13 protein-coding genes are annotated in these 13553 nt (G+C 71.7%); 8 read left to right on the top strand and 5 right to left on the bottom strand.

What is annotated here, in order from left to right:
• Positions 1–19: 19 nt before the first annotated feature.
• Both ACI79C_RS06545 and ACI79C_RS06540 read right to left on the bottom strand, forming a co-directional pair.
• Positions 20–1099, bottom strand: a complete 1080-nt coding sequence (locus tag ACI79C_RS06545) for an inositol-3-phosphate synthase (RefSeq protein ID WP_456944821.1) — start codon at positions 1097–1099, stop codon at positions 20–22.
• A gap of 95 nt (positions 1100–1194) precedes the next feature.
• Positions 1195–1824, bottom strand: coding sequence for a PadR family transcriptional regulator (locus ACI79C_RS06540; RefSeq protein ID WP_456944820.1), 630 nt, complete (start codon positions 1822–1824; stop codon positions 1195–1197).
• Positions 1825–2012: 188 nt separating this feature from the next.
• Between ACI79C_RS06540 and ACI79C_RS06535 the strand changes: the two genes are divergently transcribed.
• From ACI79C_RS06535 to ACI79C_RS06525, 3 genes are all read left to right on the top strand, one after another.
• A complete protein-coding gene (locus tag ACI79C_RS06535; RefSeq protein ID WP_456944819.1) occupies positions 2013–2426 on the top strand; it encodes a DUF5318 family protein in 414 nt (137 codons plus the stop codon).
• Positions 2427–2594: 168 nt separating this feature from the next.
• On the top strand, positions 2595–5069 hold the full coding sequence (locus ACI79C_RS06530) for a transglycosylase domain-containing protein (protein ID WP_456944818.1): 2475 nt from the start codon (positions 2595–2597) through the stop codon (positions 5067–5069).
• Positions 5070–5228: 159 nt separating this feature from the next.
• Positions 5229–6671: a glycosyltransferase family 87 protein gene (locus ACI79C_RS06525; protein ID WP_456944817.1), complete on the top strand. Its 1443-nt coding sequence runs from the start codon at positions 5229–5231 to the stop codon at positions 6669–6671.
• Between the two features lie 23 nt (positions 6672–6694).
• Here the strand turns inward: ACI79C_RS06525 and ACI79C_RS06520 are convergent, their stop codons facing one another.
• The gene (locus tag ACI79C_RS06520; RefSeq protein WP_456944816.1) at positions 6695–7510 is read right to left on the bottom strand and encodes a deoxyribonuclease IV; all 816 of its coding nucleotides are present in this window, start codon (positions 7508–7510) and stop codon (positions 6695–6697) included.
• 242 nt (positions 7511–7752) lie between these two features.
• Here ACI79C_RS06520 and rpsF point away from each other — a divergent pair, with 242 nt between their 5' ends.
• From rpsF to dnaB, 5 genes are all read left to right on the top strand, one after another.
• Positions 7753–8040 carry a 30S ribosomal protein S6 gene (gene rpsF / locus ACI79C_RS06515; protein ID WP_456944815.1) on the top strand — a complete coding sequence of 96 codons (288 nt, stop codon included), beginning with the start codon at positions 7753–7755 and terminating at the stop codon, positions 8038–8040.
• A gap of 2 nt (positions 8041–8042) precedes the next feature.
• Complete coding sequence (locus ACI79C_RS06510; RefSeq protein ID WP_456944814.1) at positions 8043–8522, top strand: single-stranded DNA-binding protein; 480 nt, start codon at positions 8043–8045, stop codon at positions 8520–8522.
• Positions 8523–8616: 94 nt separating this feature from the next.
• Entirely contained in the window at positions 8617–8853 is a 237-nt protein-coding gene (gene rpsR / locus ACI79C_RS06505; protein WP_091377883.1) for a 30S ribosomal protein S18, read from the top strand.
• A 2-nt stretch (positions 8854–8855) separates the two neighbouring features.
• Positions 8856–9311, top strand: a complete 456-nt coding sequence (rplI, locus tag ACI79C_RS06500; protein ID WP_456944813.1) for a 50S ribosomal protein L9 — start codon at positions 8856–8858, stop codon at positions 9309–9311.
• Positions 9312–10196: 885 nt separating this feature from the next.
• A complete protein-coding gene (gene dnaB / locus ACI79C_RS06495; protein WP_456944812.1) occupies positions 10197–11567 on the top strand; it encodes a replicative DNA helicase in 1371 nt (456 codons plus the stop codon).
• Between the two features lie 93 nt (positions 11568–11660).
• Here the strand turns inward: dnaB and ACI79C_RS06490 are convergent, their stop codons facing one another.
• Positions 11661–12125, bottom strand: coding sequence for a DUF3237 family protein (locus ACI79C_RS06490; RefSeq protein ID WP_456944811.1), 465 nt, complete (start codon positions 12123–12125; stop codon positions 11661–11663).
• A 201-nt stretch (positions 12126–12326) separates the two neighbouring features.
• A complete protein-coding gene (locus ACI79C_RS06485) occupies positions 12327–13538 on the bottom strand; it encodes a fatty acid desaturase family protein (protein WP_456944810.1) in 1212 nt (403 codons plus the stop codon).
• Positions 13539–13553 lie beyond the last annotated feature (15 nt).

Here is a 13553-nt window from a genome sequence, read left to right as displayed (position 1 = left end):
GGGAACGGGGTCCTTCTCCTCAGCGCTCGACGTCGCCCCGGATGAACGCCTCGACGGCGTCGCGGGCCTCGCTGTCGCTGTACTGCACCGGCGGGCTCTTCATGAAGTACGAGGACGCCGAGAGGATCGGTCCGCCGATGCCCCGGTCCTTGGCGATCTTCGCGGCCCGGACGGCGTCGATGATGATGCCGGCGGAGTTCGGGGAGTCCCAGACCTCGAGCTTGTACTCCAGGTTCAGCGGGACGTCGCCGAACGCACGGCCCTCGAGGCGCACGTAGGCCCACTTGCGGTCGCTCAGCCACGGCACGTGGTCCGACGGGCCGATGTGCACGTTGCCCTGGCCCATGTCGCGGTCGACCTGGCTGGTGACGGCCTGGGTCTTGGAGATCTTCTTGGACTCCAGCCGCTCGCGCTCGAGCATGTTCTTGAAGTCCATGTTGCCGCCGACGTTGAGCTGCATCGTGCGGTCCAGCTGCACGCCGCGGTCCTCGAAGAGCTTGGCCAGCACGCGGTGGGTGATGGTGGCGCCCACCTGGCTCTTGATGTCGTCCCCGACGATCGGCACGCCGGCGGCGGTGAACTTGTCCGCCCACTCCTGGGTGCCCGCGATGAACACCGGCAGCGCGTTGACGAAGGCCACGCCGGCGTCCAGCGCGCACTGGGCGTAGAACTCGGCGGCCTGCTGCGAGCCGACCGGCAGGTAGCACACCAGCACGTCGGCCTGCGCCTCGCGCAGCGCGGCGACGACGTCCACCGGCTGCTCGTCGGACTCGTCGATCGTCTCGCGGTAGTACTTGCCGAGGCCGTCGAGGGTCGTGCCCCGCTGCACCGGCACGCCCAGCGGCGGGACGTCGCAGATCTTGATGGTGTTGTTCTCGCTGGCGACGATGGCCTCGGACAGGTCGCGACCGACCTTCTTGGCGTCGACGTCGAACGCCGCGACGAACTCCACGTCGGACACGTGGTACTCGCCGAAGCGCACGTGCATCAGGCCCGGCACCGACGTGGTCTCGTCGGCGTCCCGGTAGTAGTGCACGCCCTGCACCAGCGAGGCGGCGCAGTTGCCGACGCCGACGATGGCGACCTTGACAGATCCCATGGAGATCTCCTTGTTCTCGGACCGGTGTGCGGTCGTGGCTTCGGACCGCGGGCGGTCCTGTCGGGGAACGGGGGCCGGGGGGTTCCCCGTGGGGGTCATCCGGAGTGGGGCGGCACCGGCCCGGCGGGCGGGCCGACGTCCCCGTTCTCGACGCCGTCGGTTCGACGCCGTTCGCTGTCGGTGCGCTCCTTGTCGATCAGCTCCGCGAGCCAGCGGACCTCCCGGTCCACCGACTCCAGGCCGTGGCGCTGGAGCTCGAGCGTGTAGTGGTCGAGGCGTTCGCGGGTCCGGCTGAGCGAGGCCCGCAACCCCTCCCGCTGCCGCTCCACCGTGCGGCGGCGGCCCTCGAGGATCCGCAGCCGCACGTCCGCGGCGGTGTGTCGGAAGAACGCCAGGCGGACGCCGAAGAGCCCGCCGTCGTCGTACGCCTCCGGGCCGGACTGGCTGACCAGCTCGTGGAAGCGCTCCTTCCCCTCCGCGGTGATCGTGTAGACGACCTTCCCGCGCCGGCCGGTGAGCGGCGGTGCGTCGGCCGGCAGCAGTGCACGGGGCTCCGGGTCCTCGGTGGTGACGTACCCGGCGGCGTGCAGCCGCTTGAGCGCGGGGTACAACGACCCGTACGAGATGCTGCGCAGCCCCCCGAGCACCTGCGCGAGCTGTTTGCGCAGCTCGTAGCCGTGCATGGGGTGTTGGTGCAGCAGGCCCAGGATGGCGAACTCGAGCACGTCGCCTCCCCTTCGCCCCGCGGTTCGATGTATCGGGACGATACATCGACAGGTGAACGCCGTGACAACCGGAGGTGGCGGACCGGCGGGCGCCCGACGCTCGAGCGGGCGGCGGGCGAGGCACCAGCGGGTGTCGGTCAGTGCGCGATCAGACGTCCGCCGTCGTCCCCGGTGCGTACATTGGCGCCGTGCCCGGACGTCGATCCGTCGTGGACTACTCGCTGCAGCGGCGAGCCGTCCTCGCCGACGTGTACGCCGGACGCACGGGGCTCTTCGAGGTCTGCGACGCCAGTCCCTACCTCTCCCGCGCGGCCAAGTACCACGGCGAGGCGACCGAGCACGCCTGCCCCGTGTGCCGCAAGGACCGACTCGTGCTGGTGAGCTACGTCTACGGTGAGCACCTGGGGCCGACGGCGGGCCAGGCCAAGACACAGGCCGAGCTCGCCCGCATGGACGCCGCGCAGGAGGAGTTCACCGTCTACGCCGTCCAGGTGTGCCGCAGCTGCGGCTGGAACCACCTGGACTGCTCGTACCTCCTCGGCGCCGAGCCCGAGCCGGGGCGCACGCCGCGCCGCACGCGACGGCGGGCCGCGACGGAGTAGTCGCACCGCCGGGGAACAAACGCGCCCCGGTGGACCCTTCCGTACCACAGGACCGCTGTGGGACGGCGATGTCGCGGGTCCTCCCCCGTTCTCACAGCTGAAGACGACACCCTGGGTGTGGGACGCCTGTGTCCCGTGTCCACCAACGAGTCAGAGAGGGGCCCCTTCGTGCCTCCCCACGACGAGACCTCCCCGGTCGGGCCGCCCGGCGGCTCGGACCGCCGGCCGCCGCCCGGCCGCACCGGTGGCGGCAGCGCCAGCCGGCGTCCGCCGGCCGGCCACGGAGGCCGGACGACGGCGTCACGCAGCGGTGCCCCCGCCACCCGCGGCACGCGGCCCGCCGCCAAGGGCTCTGTTGCCAGGGGCTCTGCTGCCAAGGGCAAGGCGGCGCGGACGGCCAAGCAGAAGCGCCGCCGCCGGCTGAAGATCGCCGGCGCGACCCTCGCCGGTCTGCTGGCGCTGCTCTGCGTCTTCGTCGGCGTCGTGTACGCCACCACCGAGGTCCCCGACCCCAGCTCGGTGCAGAACGCGCAGACCACCGTCGTCTACTACGCCGACGGCACCACCGAGATGGCCCGGCTGGGCGTGGACGGCGGCAACCGCACCAACGTCCGCCTCGACCAGGTCTCCAAGCCGGCGCAGGACGCGATCCTCGCTGCGGAGAACCGCAGCTTCTACACCGACCCCGGGATCTCCTTCACCGGCATCGTCCGGGCCGCCTGGAACAACCTCACGGGTGGCTCGACGCAGGGCGGGTCGACGATCACCCAGCAGTACGTCAAGAACGCCTTCCTGACGCAGGACCAGACGTTCAGCCGCAAGTTCCAGGAGCTCTTCCTCGCCATCAAGTTGGACAACAACTACGACAAGGAGGAGATCCTCGAGAACTACCTGAACACCATCTACTTCGGGCGCAACGCCTACGGCATCGAGGCCGCCGCGAACACCTACTTCGGGGTGCCCGCCGCCGAGCTCACCCCGCAGCAGGGCGCCGTCCTCGCCGTCCTGATCCGCAGCCCCAGCAACAACGACCCCGCGGTGAACCCGGAAGGCGCGCTGCAGCGCTGGAACCTGGTGCTCGACGCGATGGTCGAGGAGGGCTGGCTGTCCCAGGCCGACCGGGAGGCGTCGGTCTACCCGCCGGTGCTGCCCAAGTCCCCGTCGTCCCTGGGCATCCCGGAGGGCTCCGAGGGGCTGGTCGTCCAGCGCGCCGTGGCCGAGCTGGAGGCCAAGGGCTACACCGAGCAGCAGATCCGCGCCGGTGGCCTGCGGATCACCACGACCGTGGACAAGCGCTACCAGGACGCCGCCATCGCCGCCGTCGACACCGAGATGGCCGGCGAGCCCGAGGGGCTGCGCCAGGCGCTGGTGTCGGTGGACCCGCGCACCGGCGCGGTGCGGGCCTACTTCGGCGGGCGCAACGGCACGGGCACCGACTACGCGCTGGCCCAGCGCCAGCCCGGCTCCTCGATGAAGCCCTACACGCTGGCCACCGCGCTGGAGCAGGGCATCAGCGTCAACTCCCGCCGGGACGGCAGCTCCCCGCAGAAGTTCCCCGACCGGGACGCGCTGGTGCGCAACTCCGGCGGTGCCTCCTGCGGGGCGTGCACCCTCGTCGAGGCCATGACGCGCTCGCTGAACACCACCTTCTACGGGCTGGCCTACGAGGTCGGCCCGGCGAAGGTCCGGGAGACCGCCCTGGCCGCGACCGGGCTGCCCGAGACCTGGCAGAGCGGGACGCTCAAGGACAACACCACGCTGGCCAACGCCGACGGCTTCACCGGGTCGGCGATCGGCATCGGCGAGTACGAGATGCGCCCGATCGACCAGGCGCACGGCTTCGCGACCTTCGCCAACGGCGGTGTCGAGCACGAGCCGTTCTTCGTCTCGCGGGTGACCGACAACGAGGGCACCGTGCTGCTGGACTACAACGGCGACACGGGCGAGCAGGCCATCCCGGCCGACATCGCCAACGACGTCACCTACGCGCTCAAGGGCGTGGCCTCCTACTCCAAGCGCGCCCTCGACGGCGGCCGCGAGGTGGCCAGCAAGACCGGTACGCAGGGCCAGGGCGAGGACAACTCCGACGCCTGGATGGTCGGGTACACGCCGTCGATCTCGACCGCGGTCTGGATGGGCAACGACTCCCCCAGCGACCCGATCGTCAACGCCAACGGCGCGATCATCTACGGCTCGGGCCTGCCCGGGGCGATCTGGCAGGAGTACATGAACACCGTCCTGGACGGGACGCCGGAGGAGGACCTGCCCGACCGGGCGATCATCCGCGGTGACACCGGCGTCGGTGTGCCCGAGCCGACCCGGGAGCGCACCACCTCCGCGCCGTCGTCCTCCGCCGCGCCGACCAGGTCGTCCGAGTCGGCCGAGCCGACCGAGACCCAGGACGACGCCGAGGAGAGCGGCGACGGCAACGGGACCGGGAACGGGAGCGAGAACGGCAACGGCAACGGCAACGGGAACGACGACGCCGGGACCGGCACCGGAGGAGGCGACCAGGGGACCGAGGAGGAGGGACCCGGTGGCGACCTGACGACGCCCGAGGACGACGGCGACGTCACCGAGGGCGACACCACTGGGGACACCCAGAACGGTCAACCCGCTGTGCCGGTGCAACCAGCCGCCTGACCCCCTGAGGGCAGACTGACCGGTGTGAGCAGCACACCGACGGGCCCGTCCGACCCGGCATCCCAGCCGGCGGACGGGCCCTCGGCGTCTCCGGGGGTCGGGGTCCGATCGGCGGACGACGGCCGTCCCGACCGCGTCGTCCCCACCTGGAGCGACCCGGTGGCCGTGCAGGCCAGCGAGGCCGTGGGGGGCCCGTGGGGCCGGCACGCGGTCACCGGCCGGGCGCTGTTCTGGACGCCGCTGCGCGTCTGCCTGCTGTTCACCACCGCGGTGCTGGCTCTGGCCTGGGTCAAGCAGGCGCCCTGCTCCGACGGCAACTGGGCCGGCTCGGTCCAGTACACGCACTTCTGCTACTCCGACACCGTCCCGCTGTTCGGCCTGCACGGCCTCGACCGCGGCGAGATCCCCTACCTGGACTCCGCCGTCGAGTACCCGGTCCTGACCGGCGCCCTCATGGCCGCGGCCGCCGGCCTCGGCCGGGCCTACGACGCGCTGGCCGCCGCGGTCGGCGTGCTGCCCGACGTCCCGCCCGTGCAGTCGTACTACGTCGCCACCTGCCTGCTGCTCTCGCTCTGCGCGCTGCTGCTGACCCGCGCCGTCCTCGGGACGTCGGGACGGCGGCCCTGGGACGCGGCGATGGTGGGCCTGTCCCCGCTGCTGTTCGTGCACGCCTTCACCAACTGGGACCTGCTCGCCGTCGCGCTGGCCGGCCTGGGCCTGTGGGCGTGGGCGCGGCGACGGCCGGTGCTGGCCGGGGCGCTGCTGGGGCTGGGCGTCGCGGCCAAGCTCTACCCGCTCGTGCTGCTGGGCGCGCTGTTCCTGCTGTGCCTGCGGGTCGGCCGGCTCGGCACCTGGCTGCGGACGGCGATCGCGGCCGGCGTCGCCTGGCTGCTGGTCGACGTGCCGGTCGCCGTCCTCGCGCCGGAGAACTGGTCGCGGTTCTTCCGGCTCAACAGCGAGCGGCCCGCCGACCCCGACACGCTGTGGAACATCGCGATCACCGTCTCCGGCGGCCGGCTTCTCGGCGGGGTCCCGGCCGAGGGCGAGACCCCGGCGGTGCTCAACGCGGTCGTCGCCGTCGCCCTGCTGGCGCTCGTGGCCGCGGTGGCCTGGCTGACCCTCGCCGCGCCCGTGCGTCCGCGGGTGGCCCAGGTGGCCTTCCTGCTGGTGGCCGGGTTCCTGCTGCTGAACAAGGTGTGGAGCCCGCAGTACTCGCTGTGGTTGCTGCCCCTCGCGGTGCTGGCCCGCCCGCGGTGGCGCTCGCTGCTGCTGTGGCAGGCCACCGAGGCGTTGCTGTGGGTGCCCCGGATGCTCTGGTACCTCGGCACCGGCAACCGCGGCGTCGAGGTGGAGTGGTTCTTCCTCGCGGTAACCGTCCGCGACGTGGCCGTCGTCGTCCTCGTGGCGCTGGTCGTGCGCGACGTCTGGCACCCGGACGAGGACGAGGTCCGGGCCACCTGGCCGGGCGTCGACGACCCCGCCGGAGGCGTGCTCGACCATTCCCCTGACCGGGTGCGCCTGACGGGCGGTCGCCTGCACCGCACTCCCAGTCCGACAGAGGCACCGGGAGCAGTGCACGCGTCCGGAGGTGCCGTGACGTAGGCGGAGTCCCCCGTGCCTGGGGGTCAGCCGGCGAGGGCTGCCCGCAGGGCCTGGATCTCCGCGGCGTGCTCGGCGGCGTCCCCGGGGGTCTCGAGGACGATCGGGCAGTCGGCCGCCCGCGCCACCTCGGCCAGCACCTCGAAGGGGATCTCGCCGGACGTCAGCGGGGCGTGCCGGTCGCGGCTGGAGCCGGCGGGGTCACGGCTGTTGTTGAGGTGCACCAGGTCGATGCGGCCGGTGATGGCCCGGACGTCGTCCACGGCGGTGGCGAGGTCCCAGCCGGCTGCCCACGCGTGGCAGGTGTCGAGCACGAACCCGGCGCCGAACTCGCCGACCGCCTCCCACAGCCGGGCGATGGCGTCGAGGTCGCGGGCCATGGCGTTGCCGCCTCCCGCGGTGTTCTCGATCAGCAGCGGCAGGGGGAACCCGCCGTCCTCGGCCTGCCGCGCGAACGTCTTGCGCCAGTTGTCGACGCCGACCGCGGGGTCGTCCTTGGCCAGCACGTGACCGCCGTGCACGACCATGCCCAGTGCGCCGATCGCCGCGGCCGCCTGCGCGTGCTTGTCGAGCAGCTTGCGGCTGGGGATCCGGATGCGGTTGTTCGTCGTCGCGACGTTGAGCACGTACGGCGCGTGGACGACGACCACGACGTCGCTGGCGAGCAGGTCGGCGGCGTCCGGGCGCGGCTTGGGGGCGGTCCACCCCTGCGGGTCGGCCAGGAAGACCTGCACGCCGTCGGCGTCCATCTCCGCGGCGCGGGCGAGCGGGCCACCGGCGTCGAGCTCGTTGTCCTCGGTCAGGCCGGGGCCGACGTGTACGCCGATCGGGTGAGCTGCCACGCGCCGACCCTAGAAGGACCCCCTGTCCCCCGTCGCTCGCAGGCTCGCGGCGGGACCCCGCAGGGGGCCAGCGGCCCCGTCGGGCCTGTGGACGACGGCAGCGGGCTCCCCTCCGCGCGCTGGTAGCATGGGAAGAGCGCGTTCCCCCGGTGCCCGCCACCGGTCGGGGCGCGCGACGCGTGTACGACCCTCCTGCTGCAGATGCACTGCAGCCGCCGAGACCAGAGGAGGTGGGGTTCTCCGTGCGTCACTACGAACTGATGGTCATCCTCGACCCCGATCTCGAGGAGCGCACCATCGCGCCCTCGCTCGACCGGTTCCTGACCGTCGTCACCAACGCCGGTGGCACGTTCTCGACCGAGATCTGGGGCCGCCGCCGGCTGGCCTACGAGATCAAGAAGCAGGTCGAGGGCATCTACGCCGTCATCGACATCCAGGCCGACCCGGCCGCGGTGGCCGAGCTCGACCGGCAGCTGAACCTCAACGAGTCGGTCCTGCGCACGAAGCTGATGCGGCCCGAGGTCCACTGACCATGGCCGGCGAGACCGTCATCACCGTCATCGGCAACCTGACGTCGGACCCGGAGCTGCGGTTCACGCCGTCCGGCGCCGCGGTCGCCAACTTCACCGTGGCCTCGACGCCGCGGACCTTCGACCGTCAGTCCCAGGAGTGGAAGGACGGCGAGGCGCTCTTCCTGCGCTGCAACGTGTGGCGGCAGGCGGCGGAGAACGTCGCCGAGTCGCTCACCCGCGGCTCGCGGGTGATCGTCTCCGGCCGGCTCAAGCAGCGGTCGTTCGAGACCAAGGAAGGCGAGAAGCGCACCGTCGTCGAGCTCGAGGTCGACGAGGTCGGCCCGTCGCTCCGCTACGCCACCGCGAAGGTCACCAAGGCCTCCCGTGGCGAGGGCGGTGGCGGCGGCTTCGGCGGCGGTGGCGGCGGTGGTGGCTTCGGCGGCGGGTCCAGCGACCCGTGGTCGACCCCCGCTCCCCCGTCGGACGAACCGCCCTTCTGAGAAAGGACCCTCTCGCCCCCCACGCCCCGCTCCGCGCAGGCGGAGGGCCCCTGCGAGAGGGCCGTTCCACTCCCTCACTCCCTGGAGAACCCCGGTGGCCAAGCCCCCCGTTCGCAAGCCCAAGAAGAAGGTCTGCCAGTTCTGCAAGGACAAGGCGACCTACATCGACTACAAGGACACGACCCTGCTGCGGAAGTTCATCTCCGACCGCGGCAAGATCCGTGCCCGCCGCGTCAGCGGCAACTGCAGCCAGCACCAGCGGGACGTCGCCGTGGCCGTGAAGAACAGCCGCGAGATGGCCCTGCTGCCCTACACCTCCACGGCGCGCTGACCATGAGCACCCAGAAGCTGATCCTGACGCAGGAGGTCACCGGTCTCGGGTCCTCCGGTGACACCGTCGAGGTCAAGGGCGGGTACGCCCGCAACTACCTCCTGCCCCGCGGCCTGGCCATCGTCGCCACCCGCGGTGCCGAGAAGCAGGTCGACTCGCTGCGCCGGGCGCGTGCCGCCCGCGAGGTCCGGACGCTCGAGGAGGCCCAGGCCGTCGCCGGGCGCCTGTCGGGTCTGACCGTGCGGGTGCCGGCCCGCGCCGGTGAGGGCGGCCGCCTGTTCGGCCGGGTCACCACCGCCGACGTCGTGAACGCCGTGACCGCCGCCGGCGGCCCCGCGCTCGACCGTCGCCGGGTGGAGCTGCCCAGCAGCATCAAGACCACCGGGCAGCACACCGTCACCGTGCGGGTGCACCCCGAGGTGACCACCCAGCTGGCCATCGAGGTCGTCCCCGGCTGACAGGAGGACCCCCTGCAGGGGGGTGTGCCCGCGAGGGGCGTCGGACTCCGGTCCGGCGCCCCTCGCGGCGTTCCGGGGCCGGTCAGCCGACCGCCCTCACCTCCGGCCCGGCCGCCCTCCCGGGGGAGGGCCGCCGGGTCACCCCGACCGGCGTGCCGGCGGGGCGGACGCCGGCCGCACCCGGACACCCCGCCACGGCCTCCCACGCGCCCGCCATCGCGTCCGCGTCGGTGGTGCAGGTGACCAGCCGGACGACGTCGGCCGGCGTCGTGCCGGCCCCGTCGAGGACCGTCTCCCCGTGGTCCCGGGCCGTGAGACCTGGCCGGGCAGGTCCCCGACGTGCCGGATCTGCCCTCCGGCGTGCGGCTGGACTGCCGTGGGACCTCCCCTCCACGGCCGCCCTCGGGGCCGCGACGGTCGGCGTCGCGCAGCCATGGTGGCCTGCCCGGTCGACCTGTGGACGTGTGACCTGTGGGGCTGCTGTGCGGGGGCGGCGACACGCCGGGGCGCGACACCCGGATTTCACCCGGCTTTTTCCCGTCCACACCCCGTGGGTCGTCTCTGCGCTGGTCAGACGCGGGATACGCGGATGTCCCCGCGGCCGTCCCCCGCTGTCTCCACATGTCGACACGTCTGTGTCCACCGACTTGTCCACAAGTTGTGCAGAACGGGGTGCACACCGGTGTTGGACGGGTCCGTCCGGTGTTCCTAACGTCCTCTCCAGCTCCCCCGGCAGGCACGAACTGTCGGTGCCCCGGGGTAGCAATGACCCGAACAGACGTTCGAGTCAGGCGTACGTCGTTTCTGGTGCTTCCCCCACCAGGCCCCGGCCCTCCGGCCGGGGTCTGTTCGCGGGTGCGCTGGTGAGTGGATGGAGGAACCACCGTGGCGGTGGCCGACGACTTCAGCCGACCGACCCCGACGGCTCCGCAGTACGACCGGCAGCCGCCGCAGGACGTCGCGGCGGAGCAGTCGGTGCTCGGCGGCATGCTGCTGAGCAAGGACGCGATCGCCGACGTCGTCGAGGTGCTCGCCGGCAACGACTTCTACCGCCCGGCGCACCAGGTGATCTTCGACTGCATCCTCGACCTGTACGGGCGGGGTGAGCCGGCCGACGCGATCACCGTGGCCGCCGAGCTCAACCGCACCGACCAGCTGTCGAAGATGGGCGGCGCGGTCTACCTGCACACGCTGATCCAGTCGACGCCCACCGCCGCCAACGCCGGCTACTACGCCGCGATCGTCGCCGAGCAGGCCACGCTGCGCCGGCTGGTCGAGGCCGGCACCCGCGTCGTCCAGCTGGGGTACGGCGCGGCCGGCGGCAAGGGCGACGTCGACGACATCGTCGACCGCGCCCAGCAGGAGATCTACGAGGTCACCGAGAAGCGGATGAGCGAGGACTACGCGCGCCTCGAGGACGTCCTGCAGCCGACGATGGACGAGCTGGACGCCATCGCCTCCCGCGGCGGCACCGCCCGCGGCGTGCCCACCGGCATCCGCGACCTCGACGAGCTCACCAACGGCCTGCAGGCCGGCCAGATGGTGGTCATCGCCGCCCGGCCCGGTGTGGGCAAGTCGACCCTGGGGCTGGACATCGCGCGGTCGGCCACGGTGAAGCACCACATGCCGGCGGTCATCTTCTCCCTCGAGATGAGCAAGCACGAGATCACCATGCGTCTGCTGTCGGCCGAGGCGAAGGTGCCCCTGCACCACATGCGCGCCGGCACGCTGTCCGACGAGGACTGGTCGAAGCTCGCCCGTCGGATGGGCGAGATCGCCGACGCCCCGCTCTACATCGACGACTCGCCGAACATGACGATGATGGAGATCCGGGCCAAGGCGCGGCGGCTCAAGCAGCGCAACGACCTCAAGCTCGTCGTCATCGACTACCTCCAGCTGATGACGTCGGGCAAGAAGGTCGAGAGCCGCCAGCAGGAGGTCTCGGAGTTCTCCCGGGCGCTGAAGCTGCTGGCCAAGGAGCTCGAGGTCCCGGTCATCGCGATGAGCCAGCTCAACCGTGGCTCCGAGCAGCGTCAGGACAAGAAGCCGATGCTGTCCGACCTCCGTGAGTCCGGCTCGATCGAGCAGGACGCCGACATGGTGATGATGATCCACCGCGAGGACATGTACGAGAAGGAGAGCCCGCGGGCCGGCGAGGCCGACATCATGCTGGTCAAGCACCGCAACGGCCCCACCGCGAACGTCACCGTCGCCTTCCAGGGCCACTACAGCCGCTTCGTGGACATGGCGAACTGACGGATCCCCCAGCACGCCGAGAGGCCCGGAGCCACGCGCTCCGGGCCTCTCGTGTGTCCTCCGCCCGCCACTGGCGAACGGGTGGGGTGCGGATCAGCTCACGGGCACCGCGGCGATGCTGCGGGCGCTGGCCCGCACCTCACCGCGTGCCATGTTCACCGTCCCGGTCATGCCGTACACGGTGTGGTTGAGGGCTGCGAGGGACGGCTCGGCGGTCTGCATCGTCACGGCCCCGTGGATCGGCACCTCGACGTCGGGCCACTCGAAGCCCGGCGCGGCCAGCGTCTCCAGGGGTGGCATCTCGAAGGGCGGCGTGGCGAAGCCACGGACCTGGAGGGACACGATGCCCCCGCCCGGCAACGTGATCGTCTCGTGGACGTCGAGCACGGCGGTGCCGTCCCGGCGGATCAGCAGGTGGTCGACGCCGGTCACCCGCCCGCCGGTCATCGGCCCCTCGGTGATCGTGCCCTCGACCCCGACGTCCAGGCGCAGTCCCTCGGGGACGAGGCCGATCGGGATCGTGCTCGGGAGCCGGGCCGCCAACACGTAGCCGTCCATCGTCGTCCTCCCCTGTGGTGGGTGGTCAGGCGGCCATGCCAGCGCGTGCGGACTCGGAGGGGCAGGGGCGTGGGTCCCGGCACCGGATCTCCCTGCGTCCCGGAGCGCGGTGTCGGCACAGCGTGCGCTCGGAGGACGACGGAGGGCGGGGGCGACGGCCGCTGCCGCCTCCCCCGCCCTCCGCGGTGTCCGTGTCGCCGGTCAGGCGGCCGCCGCGGCCGCCTGGGTCTCCGCCAGCAGGCGGCGGCGGGTCTTCGGGTCCCCGGTGCTCATCTTGTAGAGCTTCACCAGCTGCGACGGCAGGTTCCGGACGGTGGTCTGCTCCAGCCAGCCGTTGGGCAGCGACAGCCGGATGATCTTGTGCCAGGCCGACGCGACCTGCTTCGGCAGCGGCGCGGAGTGGTAGTTGAGCCCGTAGCGGTCGAACAGGTCGCGGACCTTGGGGGCGATCTCGGCGTACCGGTTGCTCGGCAGGTCGGGGAACAGATGGTGCTCGATCTGGTGCGACAGGTTGCCGGTCATGACGTGCATGGCCTTGGACCCGGAGATGTTGGCCGAGCCGAGCATCTGCCGGAGGTACCACTCACCGCGGGTCTCCCCGTCGATCGACTTCTTCTCGAACGTCTCCACGCCCTCGGGGAAGTGCCCGCAGAGGATGACGGAGTTCGACCACAGGTTGCGCACCACGTTGGCGACGAGGTTGGCCGTCAGGGTCGCCAGGAAGTTGGGGCCGGACAGCAGTGGGTGGATGAGGTAGTCCTTGCGCGCCTGCCGACCGATCTTGCGCAGCACGGCCTTGGCCCGGGCGCGGAACTCGGGGTCCTTGGTCTGCTTCTTCGCGATGACGGCGCCGAGCTCGAGGTCGTAGGCGGCGATCCCGTACTCGAAGAAGCAGGCGTTGATGAAGCTCCACACCGGCTGCCCGAGGTACATCGGCACCCACTTCTGGTCCTCGTCGACGCGCATGATGCCGTAGCCGAGGTCGTTGTCCTTGCCGATCACGTTCGTGTACGTGTGGTGCAGCTCGTTGTGCGAGTGCTTCCACTGGTCGGCCGGGCTGGCCATGTCCCACTCCCACGTCGTGGAGTGGATCTTCGGGTCCCGCATCCAGTCCCACTGGCCGTGCAGGATGTTGTGCCCGATCTCCATGTTGTCGAGGATCTTGGCCACCGAGAGGCCGACCGTCCCGATGATCCAGGCCGGCGGGAACCCGGAGGCCAGGAGCACCGCGCGGCTGCCCAGCTCGATCTTGCGGTGGACGTCGATGACCTTGCGGATGTAGCGGGCGTCCCTCTCGCCACGGGTGTCGATGACCTCCTGGCGGATCTCGTCGAGCTCCTTGCCGATCAGCTCGATGTCACCGGCAGTCAGGTGGGCGATGGGGTTGACGGGCTTCTTCTGCAGAACGGTCACGCGTTGTCCTCCGGG

This window comes from Geodermatophilus sp. SYSU D00697 (genome assembly GCF_054050175.1).
This window is presented reverse-complemented; position numbering and strand designations above follow the sequence as displayed.